Raw genomic sequence first — 23284 nt, 5'->3', positions numbered from 1 at the left:
TCGATGATGGTTCCTGACGAAGTGCGCGTGCTGTTCCAGGTCCTTTCCGGCGAGGAATGGCCGGATGCGGACGAGGACAAGCTTCGCGCGCTCGCTGACGCATGGGAGAACGCGGCGAACCGGCTCACCGGTGACCTGGCGCCCCAGCTGAAGCACGCCGTCACGACCATCAGGACAACCTTCCACGGCCAGGCCGAGCGGGCGTTCGCCACCCGGATGAGTCCGTTCGTGGAGGGAGAGGACAACTACCTGTCGATCGCGGACGAACAGTTCCGCGGTCTCGCGAAGTTCCTGCGCGACCTGGCCTTGGACGTCGAGTACGTCAAGCTCGTGTCGGTGTTGACGATCGTCTCGTTGATCGCCGAGATGGCCTGGGCCGTGGCGATGGCGTTCTGGACCGGCGGCGCGAGCATGACCTGGCTCGCGGCGCGCATGGCGGTCGTGCGTTACCTCCTGCAGACACTGATCGGCAGGTTGGTCATCAACTTCGCACAGGCGATGGTGTTCGGCATCGCCTTCCAGGTGCTCATCGACGCGCTCGCCCAGGGCATCCAGTACGCCATGCGCACGCGCACCTCCTGGAACACCCAGAACACCGTCAACGCGGTGGGCGTCGGCGCGCTCGGCGCCGCGCTCGCCGTGCCGCTGGGCGGCCTGGGCAAGATCGCCTCGGGCCTTGCCACCAAGGGCCTCGACGACGTGCTCGGCAAGGTCGCCGGCGGCCGTGACTGGCACAAGGACCTGCCGGACATCATCAACGAGATCGGCATGGAGGCGTTCCAGGAGACCTTCACCGAGGGGCTCTACACCTACATCACCGAGGGTTCGTTCGAGATGAACCCGTTCTCCGCCACTTCTGGCGCGGTCTCCGGCGCCACCAGCGTGATCGGCTCCGAGATCGGCGACGCCCTCGCGGGTTCCTCCGGCCCCGCAGCGGACTTCACCGGTGACGGACCGGAAGGCCTGTACGCCGATGCCGGAGCACCACCGGCCGTCGAGGGCGGCTCCCCGTCCGACGGCCCTCCTCCGGCGGATGTGGTGCCGATTCCGGTCGCCGGCGTCGTTCCGCGGTCCGGAATGGACGGAGTCGGCGGGGGCGTCGCGGTCGGAGCGAACCACCGCGCGATCGACGACATCGGCAGCCGGGGCGCTCCCCCAGTGAACGGGGCTGCGCCGGACCCGTCCCGCGCGATGCCCGGTGTCAGCGCCGGGGAACCCGCGGTGGCCGGCGGTTCCCGAGTGGACGGAGCCGACGGGGGCGCCGCGATCGGAGCGAACCACCGCACCATCGACGACATCGGCAGCCGGGGCGCTCCCCCGGCAAACGGGGCTGTATCGGACCCGGCCCGCACGATGCCCGGTGTCAGCACCGGAGAACCCGCGGCGGCCGGCGGTTCCGGTGTGGACGGTCCGGGCTCGTCCGGCGCTGGCACCCCGGCACCGGTGTCCGGTCAGAGCACCGGGATCACGACCTCGACCGCTGCCGGTACGCCGCTCGCCCCGCCGGCCGGTTGGGCGGGTACGACGGCCGGCGGGACCGGTACGACGGCCGGCGGCACACACGCCGGCACCTCGCGCGGCGAAGGTGCCCAGCCCACTGGCACCGCAACCGGTAAGACCCCCGTCGCCGCCACCACAGCCCCCGGCGTCGGCGCTCCACAGTCCACTGGCGCGACCGTCAGCGGTAACACCGCTCAGCCTGCGAGCAGCGCGCCGGCGGGTGCCACGCCGAACTCCACGAAGACCCCGGACGTCATGTCCGGCACGGGCGCGCCTCGACCGGTCGCCGCGGATTCGTCGAGTGCACCGGGCACGACGGCCAAGAGCGACCCCTCGGCCGGTCAAGGCTCCAACGCTCCCAAGGGTTCCGGCGGTGCGCCTGGCGGCACGGGATCGGTCCCCAGGACGATGCCGACCGCCACTGCACCGGGCTCGGGTCTCAAGGCCGGTGTGACTCCTCCTGTCCCGCAGAGCGCCGCAGCGTCATCCGCCACCGGCACCACGCCCCCACCGGCGGCTCTTCCGACCACACCCGGCGCGAAGGGTGATGAGAGCGACGCCGGCGCACCGGTCGCGTCCCCGCCCCCAGCGCCGCCGCTGCCGCCCACCCGCAAGAAGGACGGCGAGAAGCCGGCACGGCAGGTGCGCAGTGGTGGCGCGCCGCCGAGGATGACCCCGCCGACCCCGGATTCCCACCAGGGCAAGGACGTCATCACCGACGAGTCGTGGCTGCACGACACGTCCAGGACGGCCGACTGGTCCGAGCCGGACAACCCCGCCGCCAGGTCCACCTGGGAAAAGCGCAGGAACGACACCGACAAGGAGACCGTCGACCTCGACATCGGCGACATCCGCAGCGACAGCACGCCCTCGACTCCCAAGGTGCTCCCCGGCCCCATCAAGTACGACCTGCGCCGCATCGAGACGACCGCCGGCAAGTTCGTGCAGGAGTACACCGTCAAGGTGTACCTCGACCCCGCGGAGGGCGTGACCCAGGAAACGATCGACCAGGTCAAGAGGAACGCCAGAAGCGGCGTCGACTCGTTGCTGAACCAGGGTTTCCGGCTCCCCAGCGGTGACCAGTTCCACCTCTACCTCGATTTCGACACGAACCCGGTCGACGCGCACACGATCATCACGGTCGACCCGGGCAAGCCGATCGTCGACCAGACGCACTGGCGCCCCGACACGAGCCCAGCGGTGCTCGCCCACGAGGCGCTGCACTACCTGGGAATCCCGGACGAGTACCAGGACTCGGGCCGCGCCCTCCAGCAGCACGACACGAACTCCCGCGTGCACCAGAACGACGGCGGCATGATGGGCACCGACCTGTACCTGCCCGGCGCCGGCATCCTGCCGCGGCACCTCTGGCTGATCGAGCGCACCGCCAACAACCAGGTCATGGTGCGCGACACCAGGCTGGGGCCCGCGGGCCCCGCCACCGTGCCTCCGCCCGCGAACACCGGCGCGACCACTGGAGCAACGTCGAACCCGGCTACCGGCAGCACGCAGGGCTCTCGCTCGACGACCGACACCGAAGCCCGTGGCGCGCCGAAGCGCGAGCGTTCGCCAGCCAGCGACAGCGACGCGGGGCCGAAGACCAAACCGCCCGGCAAGCGCACGCCCCGACCCGCCGCCGGGGCCGAGCCGGATCCGGGCGGCTCGAACTCCGACAGCGACGTCGACATGAACGCCGAGCCCTACAGCCAGGCCGAAGCCCTGGCCGACCAGCTGGGCACCATGTCGATCACCGACATCGAAGCCGGCACCAGGTACAACGAGGCGTTCGCGCGGCTCGCCGACGGCAGGATCGAGGTGCCCACCAAGGACACCTACCTCGCGAAGCTCAAGGAGAGCGTCGAGGGTGACAAGCGCCCGTCGTTCGTGGTCAACATGATCGTCAGCCACAGCCAGCTCAACGGCCCGGACGTCGACCTCGCCAAGGTGATCGACGCCGTCACCAAGGACGCCGGTCCCATCGGCGAGGACATGGTGTTCGTGATCGGCGTCAACGGCCCGGCCGGGTCGGATACCGCCATCACCAGCAGCATCGACCAGGCGAGCAACGCCGTCGCGCACCGGACCGAGCCGATCGCGCTGGTCCCGCTGCCGACCTTCGACCCCAAGGGCGGCTTCCCGTTCGGCACGATGCGGAACGAGACGATGCACAGCTCCGCCACCACATTCGCCATCGGCGCGATGAACGGCAAGGACACGCATCCGTACATCTCGTTCCAGGACTTCGACGCCGGCTCGCGCAAGGTGACCGGCGACCAGATCGACATCTTCAACCACTTCACGAACTCGCTGAACCCGCCGGACGCCGGCCCGATCCGTCCGCTGCTGTACTCGGGTGGCTACCGCGTCGGCGACCCCGACGCGCTCATCAGGGACACCCAGGCCCGGATCGACAACGAACGAACCAAGATCAACGACAGCCCCCAGCTGTCGGCCAAGCAGAAGGCCGAGCTCAAGGAGCTGGACATCGCGGAGCGACAGCTCCGCGATCCCGGCGGGTTCGTCGCGAAGTTCCAGCAGGCGATGAACGACGACATGGACGCGCGCAACCGGCAGAAGGACTCGGCGCCCCTGCTGCCCTACTCGCCGGAGCCCAACCTCTTCCTGGACGCCAACGTCGCGGTCGTCGACCCCGGCGTGAAGTTCAGCAAGGACGGCAACGAGTTCGGCGGCCTGAGCCAGTCGATCAACGAGTTCGCGGGCAAGGAGCTCGTCGACATCCACACCAACCACCTGCCGAAGCCGGTGTTCAACCAGGACGTCGCCGAGGCCATGGCCCAGCTCGAAGCCGACATCGCGGCCCGGGGCGGCACGCCGAGCCCCGCCCAGGCCAAGGTCCTGGCCTCGCTCAGGGCCGAGATCAACGCCAAGACCATCGCGGCGGCCGACCCCGCGTTCCGGCACAAGACCGAGAAGCTCGTCGTCGACGCCGGCATCGCCGTCGACATGAAGACCAACCGCAACCCCTACCGCGGTGAGAACTTCAGCAGCGACTTCGTCAACGGCGCGGTCGCCACCGACCTGTCCCGCCTCGCGCTCGGCTTCGCCAGGTCCGAGGGCAAGTCGTGGCCGCAGTCGCACGTCGCGCTCACCTCGGTGACGAACCGGATGTACGGCGGGGACACCCCGTCCGCCGACAGGGCGGCCAAGGCCGACGTGTCCGGCGCGAAGATCCGCGACGAGTTCCAGGACAAGAAACCGGGCGACGACGGAGCACCGAACCCGAAGAACAAGCAGCACCGCCGGCGCGAGTCCCAGCAGCGCATCACCCACGAGTACAGCTACGACCCCCGCACCGGCGTCCACACCCACATCGGGTCGCAGGGCGGCTGGAACCCGTCGGGCGCCGACGCGAAGAAGCTCGGCACGCAGAACAAGAACACCCTCAACGCGGCGGTCTCCGCCCCGATCGACGGTCACGGGCACATGGGCATCGACCCGGCGGCCAAGCAGGAGAAGATGGCCGCGATGCTCAACCTGGCCCTGTCGGCCAACCCGAGCAACGTGACCCGCATGTTCGGCACCCTCGAGCACGGCGTCCTGCCGATCGCGGGGGCCCCGCGGCCGGACGGCCTCTACCACGCCGTGCACGACGCCATGGCCGACGTCGCGCCGAGCTCGAAGCAGGGAAACGCCGCTGCGGAGCTCAAGCCGGCGGCGGACCTGCGGGCCGGTGCGATCCAGAAGGGTGCGATCGCGTCCGCCGCGATCACCAGGCAGATCGCGAACTTCCGCCAGGAACACGGCCTCGGCAACGGCCACCTCGTCACCGCGCTGATCGAACCGGGCCCGGCACCCACGACCGGCGTCCCCGCGACGTTCAACCCCCGCACGGACGACCCAGCCGCCGACAACGCCGGCACGGTTCCGACCGCTGACGAGCGTGCCGAGAACGCCAGGACCGCCAGGGCGGAGGAACTGGCCGCCAAGCTGCTCGCGACCGAGATCGGCCGGCCGCTCACGATCCACGGCCCGGACGGCGTCAAGGCCATCGAGCCGTTCTACGAGCCCAAGCCCGAGATCACCTCGAAGTCCTCCGAGGCGGTCAGGAGGAAGGCCGAGAAGTGGAGCAAGCCGGTGTTCCCGGCTCCGCTGGAACTCGACGCACGCCCCAACCCGAACGGCACGACCAGCTACACCCCGCACGACCCGGCCAACCCGCCACAGTCTGCCAACCGGAGCGAGAGCCCGCGCGAACCCACGCCGGAACCACAGTCGCGCCCCGCGCCACCGAGGCCGAACCACGACACGCCGGCGCGGTCCGCGCCCGACGCCGAGATTCGGACCGAGAAGGTGCCCACCAGTGGTGCACCGGCGATGAGCCCGCCGCCCGCGAGCCGGCACGACGGCACGACGCAGGAGCAGCGCGACGACGTGACGCGCCGCGAGATCGCCGACCGGATCGCCGCCATGGGCCTGGATCCGGTGCGCGCGGTCGCCACGTTCAACGGCCTCACCACCTTGGGCTCGGTGCAGAACCATGTCGCGGACGTCTTGTCCTCGCCGGGTGTGCAGGGCCCGGTGGCGCGCATCTCGGCCGCCGTCGCCTCGCTGGGCCCGGAGCAGGCCGAGCGGGTGCGCGGCCTCGTGACCGACGCTCTGGTGTCCACGAGTGCCGTGCCGGTGCGGCACCGTCTCGTCGGAGACATCACGAAGCTGAACTTCGGCCACGTCCACGACTGGAGGTCGGTCCGGCCACTGACGCCGTCGGCACTGGAGAAGACGCTGGCGAGGATGGCCGCGGACGTGGAGGCAGGTCGTGCTCCGCTCCCCGATCTGCCCCACCGGGCAACCGATCCGCTGCCCCGGCGGCTCGCGGTCCTGGAAACGCTGAACCTGCTGCCCCAGGTCCGGACGCAGCTGTTCGCCCATCCACCCTTCGCCGCGCTGCTCGACTCACCACAGCTGGCGGACGCGCTGTTCGGCGGGAAGGGCCTGGACGAGCAGCGGTTCCTGAACACCTGCGAACCCGCGGTGGTCAACACCGGTCTGCGGTCGACACTGCCCACGATCTTCGCGCAGGTACACGCCGGCCGCGCCGTCGCCGACAGCGTGCAGCAGATGCTCGACTTCGCCCTGGCGAAGGACCCCGAGCCGCTGGCCAAGAAGGACAAGCCCGGCGGGCGCACCGTCGAGCAACTGGTGCGCGACCGGATCGCGGAAGCACGGGCCACGTTCGACCGCCTGGAGGCCCAGGCGGGCACAGCGGCGCCGGACTGGGCCGCGTTGAGCGACGACTGGGGACGCGTGCTGCAGAAGCTCTCCGCGGTCGTCGATCCGAGTGAGGGCGCGGACTCCATCCCGGTGGTCAGCCGCAAGCTGATCGGTGGCGCGTGGGGACTCAGCGCGGTGCTGGCGCTGCCGCTGGGTGTCGACCGGCCGGGACGGCGCGGCGTCGGGGTGACCAAGGACTACCGCGTCACCGCGGAACAGGTGCTCGCCGGATCGGCGCCGCTGGGCAGGCCGAAACCGCTGTCGGACAGCCTGGGCGACGGGTTCTGGTCGCGGCTGCACCGCAACGGCACCCTGCCGGTCACGCTGGTGGGCAGGTTCACCTCGCATGTGGTGTCCGTGCAGGCGATCCGGCACGAAGGTGCCGAGGCGTACCTGATCGGCGATCCGAAGAAGAAGCACTTCGACCTGGTCACACCGGACGAGTTCGGCAAGTGGGCCGAGAGCAACAACGCCGAAGCGGTGCTGCCGCCCGTCGTCACGATGAGCAACGTCCACCCAGTCACCACTTCGGGCACCGCCGCGCCGGCGCCCGCGCGTTCGGACGAACCCGCGGCCGTACCGTCCATTGTGGTCACACCGCCACCTGCGACCGCCGGTCCCAGCGATCCGGCAGAAGGCGCGCAGCCACGCCAGGACGGCGACGAGAAGCAGCCGGCTCTGCCGGACTCTGTCACCCACGACGGCGTCGACTCCCCGAGCGATCCGAAGATCGAGGCCGGCACCGAGCTCGCGGTGCTGACCGCGGACGCGATGATGAACGCCACGTCGCTGGTGAAGGACGTCGAGACAGCGCTGAACTCCGACGTGGAGGGAGCGGGCTCGAAGCAGTACGTCCACTCCGACGCGGGCACCAAGCTGCTGCACGCGTCCGTGGTCCTGCACACCAGGACCGACGAGATCGCCGCGATGATGCGACGGCACGGCGTCGAAACGGTCGCGCGCGCGTTCAACGACAAGTTCGAACGTCCCATCATCGAGAACGCCCAGCTCGAAGAGTTCGACCTGAGCACCGACGCGGGCAACACAGCGTTCCACGGCTGGGCGCGCCAGCTGTGGAGCACCGTTGAGAACCAGCCGCAGTTCACCGAGAACGCGGCCGAACTGGCCGACAAGGTGTTCAACCACGACAAGGGATACAACAGGGCCATCAACTTCGCCCAGGCCCCGATGCTCGATGCCCTGATCGCGCCGCCGACAGTCAGCGAGGCCATCGAGCACCGCGGCCGCCCCGGCAGCGACACCTCGGCGCAGGCGCTGTGGCTGTTCGACGTGCTCAAGGACGCCAAACTCATCCCGCCCGACACCGCCGTCGACCCGGAACAGTTCACCGCCGTCGTCGACCAGCACCGCACCGAACTCCACGCAGCCGGCCTGCAGGCCGGGACGGCCGAGCTACGCGAAGAACTCCAGTCCTACGGCATGGTCGACGACGACCCGGAACCCACACCTGCCGACCAAGCCGCACCCACGAGCAGCAATCGCGGGAATACCGATGAGCAACCGGTGTCGGGTCCGCCGGTCTCCGGTCCCACAGAACCCGCCTCGCCGAACCCGAGCGCGGGTGTCGCCCCCACCGCCGCGGCACCACACCGTCTCGAAGTGGACCTCGGCACGCCGTTCGTCGAGGATCTCTTCGACGAGATCGATGCCAGGACGTCCACCGCACCGCGCCCGGTGGACCTGCGGGACTCGGTGGAATGGCGGATTCCCGACGACACCTCGCCACTCACCCCGGACCGGCTCGAGCGGGAGTTCGGTATCCCGAAGACCAACCAGGAACGGTTCCAGAACTTCGTCGACCGGTTCAACATCGTGCTGGACATCCGCCCCACGAACCCGGAGTCCGTTCGCTGGCTGCATGCCGGCGCGATGCCGAAGCCCAAGGACATCAAGTCCAAGACCATCAACCAGACCGATGTGCTGCTCGGCGCCGACGCGAGGTACACCGGACTCGTCGGGTTCTTCCAGCCGAACCCTCCCTCGAAGTCTTCCGGCATCGACCCGGAGACCCAGGAGAAGGCCGCCAAGCGCTTCGACGAGCGAACCGCCGAGTTCGCCGAACTGATCAGCACGATGAAGGAGTACGAACAGGACGGGAAGTTCAAGGTCATCGACGGTGTCGTCCACGGCGTGAACTCGCGAGGCGACTTCATCTGGCTGACCGGCGACGCCGACATGTACGGCATGTATGACGCCGATGGCAACCGGCTCGGCAAGGAGGACTACGAGGGCACGGTCTTCCTGTTGGTCAACCGGAACGTGGGGGTCCAGCACGGAGCACACCTGTACTGGGATCCGGTCACCGACTTCGATCGAAAGATCTTCGACGCCGTCGTCGCGAAGCACGTCTCGGACGAACCGCTGGTCCGGTTCAACCCCGGTCAGCCACCGTCTCTCGTGCTCGCTGACCCGCTGCCCGCCCGCGCCGGTGCGAGCAGCGAAGCCACACGAGGCCAGGGTTCGTCCGGCAGCGCGAGCGAGATCGAAGGCGAGGCAGGCGATCCGCGCCGATCGGACGACTCCGCGGCGCCGGAGGTCACGGCCACGGACGACAGCTCGCTCACACCGGAGCCGCACAGCGGTGCTCCCAAACCGCAGCCGCTGATCGCCAACGACTACCGCTTCGCCGGCGACCCCCTGCCCTTCACCGCGAACCAGCCGTACGCGCTCGTCCAGGGCACCGGCTTTCCCGCCTTCACCACACCGTCCGCCGACCTCACCTTCACGACGCCGCCGCTGCGGCTCTCCGGCGACGGCAGCCTCGCCATCAACGGCGTCGGCACGGTGGCGGCCGCCGGCACCACCGTCACCCAGGCACGCGAGTTCTTCGCCACCAGCGAAGTTCTCGAGCAAGCCCGGGTTGCGTTGCACCGCGCGCAAAGCAGCGTCGAACTCGTCACCGAAGGCCCCGAGGTCATCGTGACCGCGGACAACGGGCAGCAAACGGTGCTGCACCGGGTAGTGCCCCGGTTCACCGGGAGGATGCCCGACATCTGCCGGGACATGGCACAGGAGGTGACCGGAAGCCCGTTCAACGCGTTGGTTCTGCGCGGGCAGGACGGCCGTCCAGTCCTGGCTCCGGTCGACACCACGTCCGGCATCGAGGTGAGCGGCACGCACCACCTCGCCGAACAGCTGGCCGAACTGGCACAGGGCGACGCCGAGCTGGACGCCACCGGCCCCCAGTGGGCCGCGTCCGTCATCAACCTGGACGAGGACCCGGCCGTGGACGCGCCGGGACGGCCACGACCAGGCCTGCGCTACGGCGCGGCGCTCAGCCACGAGTCGGCCAACGACAGGGCACGTCAGCGGATGGACGACCTCGCCCGCCGTACCGGCATCAACCAGTTCGCCTCGGCCAAGCCGGGTGAGGCCTTCATCGTGTCGTCGATCTCGTCGACGACCGCCGACGGCAATCGGGAACTTCAGGTCAACGCCGCACGCGGAGACACGTCCGCGCACCCCTACGGCTACCACTTCGCCGGCGTTGTGGCCCGTAGCTCGGACGGGACGGTGATCACCCTCGAGAACTACCGCCGCGGCATGAAAGCGGCGAGGCTCATCGACGAGGCGGTGGCCACCAACCTCGCGCACCACGGACCGCAACTGGAGTCCATCGCCGCTGACCTGGACTCGGAGATCGCGGCCGCATCGCGGCAGGGCGACACGGCAGCTGATTTGCAGGCCAAGAAGACTCTCGCGACCGCGCTCATCGCTTTGCGGGATGCAGGCGAGAATCCTCCGCCGGCCGTGCGCAAGTCGGCCGCCCGGGCCATGCAGTCCGTCCTCAAACTGCCCAGGTTCGGCGACCAGTGGTACTTCCGCATGTACCGCGAGGCGCCCGGTGAGACCTTCTACGACCAGTGGGCAGTGCTCTACGACACGAACGCGTCCACAAACCTCACCAACCCTCTGGTGTCCATCGCCGCAGGCGGATACCAGAGGATCGCTCCAGTGCGGGTGTGGTTCGACCCCAGGAGCAAGGAGATCGCTCCGGACCAGCACGGCGGGACCAAGGCCGTCGCGAAGCAGGTGGCGCGAGCCGCGTTGTGGCGGCAGGAGAACGGACTTCCGCTGCCGACGGTCACCGTCACCGGCTACGGGCAGGGCGGCCGCGGCGGCCGGCCACGCGCGGTCGCGACCGGCAGGCAGCGCGCGGCGACCATGGCGGCGCTGTTCCGGCGCGAGCTCGAGACCGCACTCGACGAGCTGCAGGAAGGCCGCCCCACGGTGCGGGTGCAGGACATCGGGATCGAGATCCGCGGCGCGGTGGAAGCCGCGTCCGCCGACGGCGACAACCCGAACGCGCGGCGCGCGGAACTCCACATCGAGTTCGAAAACCCGGCCGCGGAGCCGGATTCGGTGGAGCGGCCTCGCGCACCGCAGCGGACGGACTCCGACGACTCGAAGCCCTCCGAGGCGACCAGCCACACCCCGCGCCACCCCGCGCCGGAACCGCAGACGCGCCCCGCGCCGCCGAGGCCGGACCAGCCGGCGGGCGGACCGTCCTGGCTGACCGAGGAGTACACCCGCGAAACCCCCAGCGGCTTCTTCGACATGACCGCCACTCCAGACCAGGAATGGCTCCTCGACGAACTCGAACCAGAAGCCCCAGACGACCACGACGGATCAGCTCTCGAAAACGACCACTCCGATCAGGGCTGGACATCCGACGACCTGAACCCGACCGAAGCGCCCAGCGGCTTCTTCGACATGACCACCGCACCAGACCAGGAATGGCTCCTCGACGAACTCGAACCAGAAGCCCCAGAAGACCACGACGGATCAGCCCTCGAAAACGACTACCCCGATCAGAGCTGGACACGGGAACTCCTTGCCGCGGAGGCGGACCAAGCTCGCGAGTGGGCGGCTCAAGAGCCGAACGACGGCCAGAGCCGTGAGCAGGCAACGGAGATAGTCGCGCGCACGGCCGGTTCGGAGATCCTCGGCGACGACCAGGTCAGGATCGACCTGACGGATGTCATCGCGGCCGAACTGACCGGCGGGCTGTCCTACGAGCAGGCAGAGGAATACGCCCAGCAGATCGCCGACGACCTGAACGCCGAACAGCACGGCTCCGGCGAGCAGAACGATCCTTGGGCGAACGAGGACGAGTCCTCAGGGTCGACGAACTACCGCCAGGCACGGGCACACCTTCGAGCCGCGAAGGCCGACCCGAAGCTCCGGATGTTCATGATGGAGGTGGCCGCGGGCGCTTTCACCGGCAAGCGAGGTGCGGGTGGCCGGGTGACCGTGCGAGGAGAGGAACTGGTCGACCTGCGGAGGTCGGTGGCCGAGTTCCGTGAGCTCACGACACCGCTGCGGTCCGCGGGCGGGCAGCCGGTGACGGTGTACCGCGCCGTGCGCATGGCTCAGGAAGCGCGAGCCGACGACGTCTTCGTCGAACGTCTGCCCTCCTCCACCACTCACGAGCTCGATTTCGCGAAGGCGTGGACGGAGAACCGCGGAGGCGGCCGCAACTACGTGATCTTCGAGATGTCCGTTCCGGCCGGACACCGCACCATGGCGTTGTCCTACCCGGCGGGCGAGCGCGGCAGGGCTGGTGACCCCGCCGAGATCAACGCGGAGCAGTCCGAGGTCGTGGTCGGCCCGACGCGACTCCGCGTCACGGGCCGGCGCGAGGAGGACGGCTACACGATCATCTCGGTCGGCGCGGAGGAGCTCTCCGTACCGGAGATCGACGCGCTCCTGTCCGAAACCGGGTCGACGTTGCCGGTGCCCACGGCGTTCGAGCTGCTGAGCGACTTCTTCGGCGACAAGGACAAGCTGCGCAACGCGTATCCGGACATGCTGGGCGACGCGGTCATCGAAGCCTCGAACGGTCCAGATGGAACGACTACGACGATCAGCAAGCCTGGAGCGGACGCCACGCTCTCGGTCGAAGTCACGACGCAAGTGCTGCAGGGCGTTCCGACGGTGAGCGTGTCCATTTCGGACAGCAGCAGCAACGCGAGCCGGGTGCTCAGGTTCGACACGCAGAACCTGGACACGATCGCCACGGATCTTCAGGACGGCACTCTCGAGAACTCCGAGACGTTCGAGTCGCTGATCTGGCCGTTCGAGTGGTACTCGCTTCCCGCCGCCCACACCGATGCGGGTCTGTCCGGCACGGGCGCACCGCGGCAGCCACGCGCGGCGCAGCGGAGGAACTCCGACGACTTCGAGGTGCTGGACGAGTCGGACTGGTCCGACGGGTCCGACTGGTACGAGGTACCGACGGCCGACGCGAAGAATCCGGATGCCGGTGCCGCCAAGAAGGCCGCCGAGGCGGAGGCCGCGTTGCAGGCCGCGCGGGCGAGTTTCCAGGCCGCGCGGACCGAGCTGCGCGCGGCACGGGACGAGGAGGCCGATGCGTCGGCCGAGGTGAGGAAGAGCCGCTGGCGCAGCTACGGCATCACCGCCATGGTGGACGCTTTGGAGCGGCAGACCGACGCTCGCGCGCGACTGCTTGAAGCCAAGCGGAACTTCCAGACCGCGGAACAGAACCTGGGCGCGGCATCACGTGACCGGGTCGCTCACTCGACCGGTGTCGAGCGCCCGGCCCCGCGCTCGATCATCGACGACGAATCGTGGCTGCACAGCGACGCACCGGCCGCGGCATGGTCCCGGCCCCTCAAGCCGGTGTCGCAGGCCGACATCGAACGCCATCGTGACCGGGCACCCGTCGCCAAGGTGAACACGATCTACAACGACGCCAGGGACCGCAACGACAAGGGGAAGTACTCCACTCCGCAGGGCCCCCTGTACTCCTTCGAAGGCCTGCTCGCCTACGACATGCGCAGGTTCACCGTCGACGGAGTCCCCGTGCGCGACCTCACCGTCAAGGTCCACCTGGATCTGCCGCCGTCGGTGACACGCGAACGCGCCACCGATCTCCAAACCCGCGTTCGCGCGGGCGTCGACGACTTCTACAACCGGGGCCACCGCCTGCCGTCGGGTGAACAGCTCCACGTCACCGTCCAGTTCGTCTCGGCCAAGGACGCCCACGGCACCATCGAGATCGTCGACACGGCCGGCCGCCACCGCTCGAGCCAGCAGGAGTGGTGGATCGGTGCCTCCAAGCAGACCTTCGCGCACGAGATCGGGCACTTCCTCGGGCTCGGCGACGAGTACCAGGACAGCAGCACGATCTCCCGGAAGGGGGCGACCTCGTCGGGCGTGCACCACGACCACGCACCCATGACCGTCGACTTCGAGGCCTCCGACGCCGAGATCAAACCCCGTAACCTCTGGAAGATCGAAAGGCGGGCACTGGGCACCGCCACCCTGCCCGAACCCGCCTCCGGCAACTACCGGCACGCCGATCCCCGGCCGCAGCAGGACACCGACCCGCTCGGCAGTTCCGACCTCGGCTCCGATCCCGGTGACGTCGATCCCGACCTCCTCGCCGGCGTCGACCCCGCCGTCGACCTCGACACCGTGGACCTCGACACCGTCCTCGACCTCGACGACGCGGCCTTCGACACCGTCTTCGGCCTGAACCGCGCCGCCGCACCCTCCCAACCACAGCAGGCCGGCGCACAACCGGAGGCACCGGCCCGGCGGCCGCTGCCGGCCTTCGTACGGGAAGGCAAGGCGCTCGGCACGATCCTGCCGGTCGAGGTCAACGGCGGCGCGGAGGTCGAAGCCGTCCTGACCGAACTGCTCCCGCCCCGCGAGGGCGTCACGCCGGAGGGGGTCGAGAAGGTCGGTTCCGCGCTGGCCCAGGACTTCGAGTCCTTCCTCGACGACGGGCGCGACTTCCCCATCAAGGTCGGCAAGCGGTGGTATGAGGCCACCGTCCAGGCCGTGCGGAACCTCCCGGCGGACACGGGAGTGACCGCGCCGGCGACCGGGCCGGTCGTGAACATGACCGCCCAGAGCGGCAGCGCCACGGGCACCGCCGACACCCTCGACGCCGGCCACGACGTCGGCCTCAGCGGCTTCGTCTCGGCAGGGGTCGGACCGTACTTCTGGGCCGCGGGCAGGGCTGCGCTCGCGCGGCCCGTCCAGTCCATGACAGCCGGTACGAGCACGACCGACCAGCGCGTCATCCGGACCGGCGACGTGTCGACGACGGCCACCGTCCCGGCCACCTACGTCGTGACGCTCACCGACGAGCACGGTAACCAGGTGGGGCAGCGAACGGTCGGCTCGGACGTCACGCTGCGGATCCCTGGCGAGCTGAACACGATGACGCCCGCCGATCCCTCGCTGCGTCCGGCGGCCGCGCCTGAACCCGCCGTGTGGAACCACGCGGTTCCCGAGGCTGTGGTGGACGTCGACACCCGTCAGGCGTTCGCGGCCGCGCAGAAGCGCCTGCACCCGTCCATCACCAAGCTCGGCGCGCCGGGACGCACGACGCTGAAGGACTTCCTCAACCCGGCCACCATCCGCGACAACCTCGGCGCCGCGCTGCAGGGCTGGGTGCTCTCCCCCGACCTGGTCAGCCCGCACGGCAGCCGCGCCGGCGTCGTGCGCATGCGTGCGATCGCGACGCAGGTGGAACTGGTCGGCACCAACTCGACCGCCGCGCTGCGCCTGCACGAGTCGCTGGCGACGGCCACGGGTGTCTCGGCCTCGACGTCACGCGGCGGCGAGGTCGGCTCGGGCTTCGGTGGCGGCGCCGTCCTGCCCCACCAGGTCGGCGGCATGGCGGGTGCCGTCGGCGGCTACGCGGCGAAGATCAGCACGAACACCAACACAGGCAACACCTCGACGGTGAAGGCAGGAGTTCAGGTCAAGGGAGACACCGGTCTCTACCGGGTCGCGATGGACCTGGAGATCGAAACGCCGCACGGTGACACGATCCGCGTGCCCTCGACCGGCTACGTCAGGCTCGGTCTCGCCGAGGCGGCCGCCGCGGGGATGCCGGTGCCTCCCGGCACGAGTCCCAGCCTCACGGTGCCGACGCCGGCGCCGAAGTTCCCGCCGCCGTACCTCGCGGCGGCGCTGGCGGCGGGCAACGCGAAGCCCGGTGTCCTGCCACAGGCCGCGGAGGTGCAGAAGCAGGTCGAGGACGCGTTGCGCGCGCTGCCCGGATTCGACAGGTTCCTGCCGGCCTTCGCCGACCCGGCGAGCAATCCGCGCGGCATCGGCAAGAACGCCCAAGACCTGGCCGGCATGACCGGCAACCAGCGGAAGCTCGCGACCGAGTTGTCACCGGCCGCGCAGGGCACGCAGATGGACAGCCTGCTCGGGGCAGGCATCCCGATTCAGCTCAAGAGGCGTGGCTTCTTCACCAACGACTACATCAACGTCACGGTGAAGGCCAAGGCGCGCAACCCCGTCCACCTCGGACAGGTGAACCAGCGCAACGTCCGGAACGCCGCCACCGCCAGCCCCGTGCTGGACAGCTCGACGACGACGCAGAAGAGCTGGACCGCGGGCGTCGAGGGCAGGACGGTGATACCGACCGTGCCCGGCAGTGCGAGTGTCACGCCGGCGCCGATCGCGGGTGTGAAGTACACCAGCGCGGAGGCCGTCAAGAGCGCGGCGGGCCCGACGGCCGGCAGCACCAGCCTGGACACGGGCAGCCCCGACGCGCAAGTGTTCCGGTACGACATCGACTACGAGGTCGAGATCACCCGGTTCAGCCGCAGCCGCGCCTGGGTCCGGCGCCTCACACCGGACTCGCCGGCCACCGAGGTACCCGTTCCGGTCACGGTGGCACGCACGGGCGCGGGCCTGCCCCCGATCGGCGGCAAGGTGGACTTCTGGGTGTCCGACAGCTCCACGATGGACGCGGATCCGACCCCGTTCACGCCCGGCGTGCCGACGACGCGCCCGTTGCCCAAGCGCATCACCATCAAGGAGCTGCTCGGCGCGAAGAAGGCGGAGGCTCCACAGTTCCTGCACGTCGAAGCGGTGACGAACACGGAGGCGCTCCGCGACGCGTTCGTCGGGGCGTTCGGCGAGGCCGCCGATGGCGACAACGTGCTCACCGTGCCGGGCACTCCTTCGCGCAACCGCATCGACAAGATGTTCAGCCCGGAGAAGATCAAGGCGAACCTGCGCACGATTCTCGGGACGGGCATGCAGGAGGGCGGCCTGAAGTACAGCCGCCGGATCAAGGACCGCACCGGCGCCATCGCGTTGTCGCTGGAGCTCTCCAAGCCGACGTTCGTGGCGTTCGCCGACAGCACCGGCAACGAGCTGTCGCACGTGGGCGGGTTCAAGTCGGGCGACAGCACCACCGACTCCCGATCCGTCGACTTCATCGCCGCGGTCAACACCGCGGTGAAAGCCGCCACCGACGCCGTCGCGACCGCCACCGCCCGCGTGACCGCGAAATGGACCCCGTGGTCGAAGACCTCCACCGAGGGCAGGGAACTCGGTGGCAGCGTCGAGCGCAACAAGGTCACCCCGCCCGAGGAGCGGAAGGTGCTGGTCCAGTTCGACGGCGATTTCACCGGGGTCGTCGAGACCCGCTCGGGCAACATCCTGCGCAAGGGCACCACGCGCTACGGCGGCGCGGTCGTCACGCTGCCGGGCGGTGTCTTTCTGCAGGTCAGTGAGCAGGTCGCCCGCGATCTCGGCGTGCTGCCCACCCCAGTTCCGCCGGACACCACGGCCGGCCCGGCAGTGGACGTCACGATGGCACCGCCGTCCACCCTCGTCCCCGGTCAGCCGGGTTCGCTCGGGCTCGGTGCCGTGGAGAACCTGTCCGATCTCTCCGATCTGGCGCCGTTGCTGCGGGCCGAGCTCGGCGAGCTCGGCGCCGATCTGCTGCCGGAGTCCGTCCTCGACGACTCGATGAACAACCTGCGCCGGCTCACCGACCTCACGTCGGGTGCGGACGTCGAGGCGTTGGTGGACAGCGCCCTCGACGGCGGCATCCCGCTGCTCCTGCACAAGCCCGGTGTGTTCGACAGCGACTCGTACCAGGTCACGCTCAAGGCGACGCTCGGCGAGCCCGTGTTCGTGAACGTGGTCAACGACGGCGTCGACCTGGAGCAGACGATCACCGGGCTCCGGACGTCGTCCGAGGGACGCGGGACCGGCTCCGGGTGGAGTGCCACGCTCTGGACGCCCGCGGTGGGAATGCCGCCGAAGGACGGCGAGAACGTCGCGGGATCGGCGGGTGGCGCGTTCGCGGCCGGCGGCGGCCAGGTGTACTCGAACTCCGCGACCGACTCGGTGACCGAGCAGGTCAGCCACCTCGTCGCCGGCACGGGACCCGCTGCCCGTTACGCCGTTCCGGTCACCTTCGAGCTCGTGCTGGAGAAGGGCGACGAGGTCGTCGGCCGGGTCTCGACCGGGACCGGCCGGACCCTGTCGGTCCGGCTGCTGGCGGACTACCAGAAGATCACCGGACGGTCGGTCGTCCTCCCCGTGAGGAGAACGACGGACCGGAGCCCGGCGCACGGCGAGCCGGTGCACGCCGAAGCCTGGCAGAAGGCACACCTGCCCGGCGAGAATCCGGCGGAGCTGCCGCCGTCCGCGACCGTGGTGAGCGAACGCGTCGCCGCGGCCTTGCAGGGCGCGAGCGTCCGGGCGTTGACCCACGCGGGAGCCACCGCGGAAATCACCGGCAAGGGCACCGCGCCGAGGTACGCGCTGCAGGCCGCGCTGAGCTCGGAGTCGTTGCAGGCCAACCTGTTGGGCATGAGAACGGGTGCGGTCGAGGTGCCCGGTCTGCACTCGGCGGACCTGTTCGGCGGGGAACACCCGACCCTCAGGATCTACGCCAAGGCCGTCAACCCGAGGCTCGAGGGGCTGAGCGACGGCGTCAACCTCGACGATTCGACGACGGTAGTCTTCGCCACGTCCAACGAGGCCAAGCACACCGAGTCCGGAGATGTGGCGCCGAGTGCCGCTACCGGTGGTGCGTCCGCGGAGAACCCGGATGTCCGGTTCTTCACGAGGGGCGTGGACGTCCGGCTCGCCGGGGAGGACAGCGCCGCTGTCACGGGCGGCCCGACCCACAACAAGGTCGGCTCAGTCGCGACCAAGGGCCGCACCGGCCTCGTGCGGTACGACTTCGAGTTCCGCGTGGTGGCCGGCCTCGGCGACGGCAAGACCGGTGTGGTCGATCTGTTCGTGCCGGGCGCCGCCGACGTCCCCCTGCCGATCGAGGCGGCGGAGAAGGCACTGGGCAGGCCGTTGCCGCCCGAACTCGTCGCCGCGCAAACCGCTTTGAAGACGGCGGCCGACTCGTGGCGCAAGGCCGAAGTCGCCGCCGGCGAGGTCCGGCGCGCCGCGGAGACCACCATCAACAGGCTCGCTCCGGAGTTGGCCCGCGCCACCGCCGCGGACCAGCGCGACGACGAAGCCACGCAGGCGGCGCAACGGGTCAAGGACCAGATCCTGGAGGCGGAGACGGCGTACGCGAAGGCCCGCCAGGACGCCGGCTCACAGCAGAAACTCTGGTGGCAGGCCAAGCAGCGGGTCGATCAACTGATCGACACGTTCAACGTCGCCGGCGCGACCGCGGCGCTGCGAGCGCAGGCTGCTCACACGCCAGGGCTCGAAGCGTTGCGCGCGGGCAAGGCCCAGTCCCTCCTCACACGGACCTCCGGTGCCAGTGGAGAGGTCGCCGAGGTCGCACGCGACCTGTTCGACTTCCTCGACGCGGTCGACCTGCTCGACCAGCGCGATGACGTCACCTGGGCCGCGGATCCCACGGCACTAGACGCTGCGATGCGCTCTCACGTCGAGCAGTCGCTCGTCGACCGGCTCGACGACCACTCGACAGGTCGCCTCGGGCTGACGGAACAGATGCTCGGCCGCCTGGTGCTCGCCGCGAGGGCGCACCTCGAACCAGGACCGCGGCAGGACGCCTTCCACACGCTGGTGGAGGCGGCAGTCGAACGGGCGGGCACGCGCCTCGACGAGGTGACGACCCGAGACCGGCAGGACCAGGCCGGTGCGAGCGCGGCCACTGTCGACGCCACCCACGCGGAGTTCGCGGCGTGGCGCAACGAGCGGTACGAGGCCGTCGACGCCCGCGACCGGACGCTGGCCCGACTGCGTGCCCTGGCCGGCCTGCACGTCGATGACAGTGTGGTCGCCGCGTTGCAGCCGTTGACGATCTCTCCGGACGAGTCGTCACCGTCCGTGGCGCCCGCTCAGGTGAACCCGGACGCGCGGTGGGATACCCAGCGTCTTCAGGAACAGGCGGCACAAGCCCGGACCGTCCTCAGTGCGCTCGGCCTCATGTCACAACAGAACCTGCTGGAGTCGGCACGGCAGATCGCGGGGTTCACCCACGACTCCAGGGCGTTCGCCGACGAGGCCATCACCTCGGTGATCGCTCTCGAACTGCTGGGCGACGACGACGTCGAACACGCCATCGAGTTCTCCCGTCAGCTCGCGGCCGATCTCGGCACGACGCGGTCGACGCCGCTGGTGAGCGCGGGGGCCGGGCCGCAACCTGTCGTGCAGATCGATCGCCGTCACTCGATCGACACTGCCAGCAGTGACGCGCCGGATCACGCGGTGCCCGCGATGCCACCCGCGGATCAGATGGTCGCGGATGACGCGATCGCGGACGACAACGCGTCACTGGCCGTCCTGGATGACGCCGCCTCGACCGACTGGGATTCAGAATCGGCGGAGGAGGAGCTCACCCCCGAGCAGGAACTCGCCCGCCTTCGCCGTGACTCCCTGCCCAACTTCCTCGCCCTGCTCCGGCCGCTCAAGGACCACGCCCAGAACGCGGTGGACCGCGAAACCCGGAACATCGACGTCTACGTCGTGGCGGACATCGGTTCCGACGACCGGCTGCGGAACCTGGCCGGGGACGTCGGGCACGCGTGGGTCACGGTCCGGCTGCCACGGGGACCGGAGCTGGCGTTCGGGTTCGGACCGACGAGGAGTGTCCGGGGCTACGGTCCGCTGACCCCGTTCGTCCGCGTCGTCGGCGGCGTCCGGTCCGAGACACCACGGGAGCACATCTCCACCGAGAGCACCAGGCTGGTCGGTCCGTACAACATCAACGCCGACCAGCTGGTGAACGGCTACCTGTACGCGCTCGCCAACTTCGAGCACAAGTACAACCTCGCCGGCTACAACTGCGTCAGCTTCGCGAGGGGCTTCCTGGAGGCCGCTGCCGGCATCCGGCCCAGCCTGCACATCACCCTGCCGCGACGACTGATCAAGTCCCTGTCGCGGGTGCCCGCCGGTCTGCCCACCATCGACTCGCCGGCCGCGTCCACACCGCAGTCGCGGTCCGGGACCCGGAGCGGCTCCGAGGTCGACGTCCCGTTCGAGGAGACCCCGCGGGTGCTCCAGATCCGCAACGCGGCCGCGGACTCCGGCTCCACGACGGAAGACGAGAGTTCACACCGGGCGACGCCGGAACCCGGCGGGAACACGGCCGCGCATCGGTACGCGGACGCGAACCTCGCGAGCGTGATGGACCAGCTGGAGGAGCTGGCGCAGGTCCTCGAAAGCCGGTCGGGTTCGGACTCGCCCGGCACCGGCGACGACGGCTCGAGCCTGGACGACCAGGAGCTCGAGACCATGCGCGCACGTCTCGCCGCGTTGCAGGACGGCCCGGATCCCGTACCGGCGCCGGTCGTGGCGCCGACGAGCACGCCGGTGGGCTTCACCGAGGGTTCGAAGGAGCTCGACGGCACCACGCTGGACCAGGTGCACCACGTCGGTGGCGCGCTGTACGCGGAACTCAAGCACCTGCACAACACCAATCAGCCGTTCCCAGTCCTTCGTGTCGTCGGTTATGGCAACTCGCGCCTGCACGCGTCGCGGACCGGGCGTGAACGTGCCGGTGTCGTCCGCGACGCGCTCCTCGCCGACCTGAGGTCGCGCCAGGACGCTGACCCCACCGGCCCGGATCTGAGTGGCCTGGAAGTGGACGCTGTCTCCGGCGGACGTCACCACGCCCCACGTGGTGAGGGCACGAACGTCGAGGAAAGGCGGCGTTCCGCTGTCATCGACATCCTGCGTCCCGCTCCCCCGGTCGCCGACTGGACGGTGGACGACCTGCGGGCGCAGGCTGCCCAGGCACATGTGGCCCTGAGCGACGTCGGCCCGCGGCAGCATCGCCACCTGAACCTGCGCGCGAGCTTCATCCTCGCCCAGACGCACGACCTGCCCGCGCTGTTCCGTCCTGGCAGGGGTCCGCGCTGGGAGGACGTGCTCACCGTGGTCTCCCAGGCGTACCACGAGCAGGGCATCGTGGAAGCCATCCGCCGATCCGAGGAGATCGCCCGGAGTTTCGGGACCGCGCTCCCGACGGGACAACCGAGGATGGCCGATGCCGACCACCACGAGGCGAGCAGCGGCGACGGCGCGCCAGGCCGCACCGACGCGATAGCGGGCCCGTGGCCGTCCGCCGCCTCGCCGACAGGTGACACGACGACCGTTCCACAGCAGGTTCCCGCGCGCGAAGAGTCCACAACGGACTCCGGACCGGCGCCCACCGGTGGACAGCCGGGGTCGAAGCGTTCACGTGACGAGTTCGAAGCCGGCTCGGGACCGGTGACCGAGCCTGCCCCGCGCCACGTCCGTCCGCTGCCCGAGCGGCTCGTCCCGCCGTCGCCGGAGGACATCGCGGCTCTGCTCGCGGTGGTGCCACCGGGGACGCGGTTCAGCGACCCGTCGACGTGGCTCACGCTGATCAACGGTGACCGCTCGGCGAGCGGGCGCGATGTCAACTGCCTGGACGCGGCGCTCGCGTTCCACGCCACCTACCACGGCATGCCTCGCGTGGCAGGGACGGCGGCGTCCGGTGGACTGCCCGGCGGCACCGGCACCGCGGCGAGTGAGGGGACCCCGTACGCCCCCGAGTTCATCGGCCGCGGGCAGATCGCGCTCGCCGAGGTGATCGACCGCGTCACCCGTGGCGGGCACGGCTCTGATGCCCTTCTGATCACGTTCCCGCGTGAGGGAGCCGGACATGCCTGGAACGTCGTCAACCACCACGGCACGGTGTCCGTGGTCGACGCACAGGCCGGCACCATGCAGCCCGCGTCGGAGAACGCCATCGAGGGACTGGACCGCGTGTACGCCATTCCGATGGACGCGAACCAGGACTTCATCAGCCGCGCGCCGGCCGCCGCTCCCAGCGTGCAGCCGGAAGTCGGTTCCGAGGTCGTCGCCGAGTACGAGCGCGTGGCCGCGTCGCCCGAACCGGACTGGCCGGCCTACCTGGCCTTCCTGGACGAGCGGATGCGGTTCGCACGCGATCATGTCGAACGCGCCGGGACCGAGGCGTCGCAGGCGGAACGAGATCACCTGATGGCGCTGACGCTGCACCACCGCGACCTCGACATCCATCGCATGCGGGCCGGGGTCGCGGCCGGTGACGACGTACCGGTGCACGGCACGACCGGTCGCCTGGTGCCGAGCCTGGCCGGGCTGAGGCTGGTGGGAGCCGTCATCGCCGCGTCCGCGGCCGCGGATCTGGCGTCGATGCTCGGTCGTGACGTCATCGCTCTGGTGTTCGGCTCCAACGCCGAGGAGCCCCGAGCGCTGCGCTTCCCACCGAAGGGTCGTCCGTTGCCCGTCACAGCGTGAACTCCGCCGGGGGTGCCGCACGTGAGAGAGGTGAGACCCCAGGAAGGAG

General features: G+C 70.0%; 1 protein-coding gene. It reads left to right on the top strand.

Going from position 1 to position 23284, the window contains the following annotated elements:
* Positions 1-6 precede the first annotated feature (6 nt).
* Positions 7-23235 carry a toxin glutamine deamidase domain-containing protein gene (locus tag ACRSBM_RS15695; protein ID WP_434444123.1) on the top strand — a complete coding sequence of 7743 codons (23229 nt, stop codon included), beginning with the start codon at positions 7-9 and terminating at the stop codon, positions 23233-23235.
* Positions 23236-23284: the final 49 nt, after the last annotated feature.

Source organism: Lentzea xerophila (assembly GCF_051094245.1).
Lineage (GTDB): Bacteria > Actinomycetota > Actinomycetes > Mycobacteriales > Pseudonocardiaceae > Lentzea > Lentzea xerophila.
The sequence above is the reverse complement of the archived record's forward strand: the minus strand, read 5'-3'. Positions and strand labels throughout refer to the sequence as shown.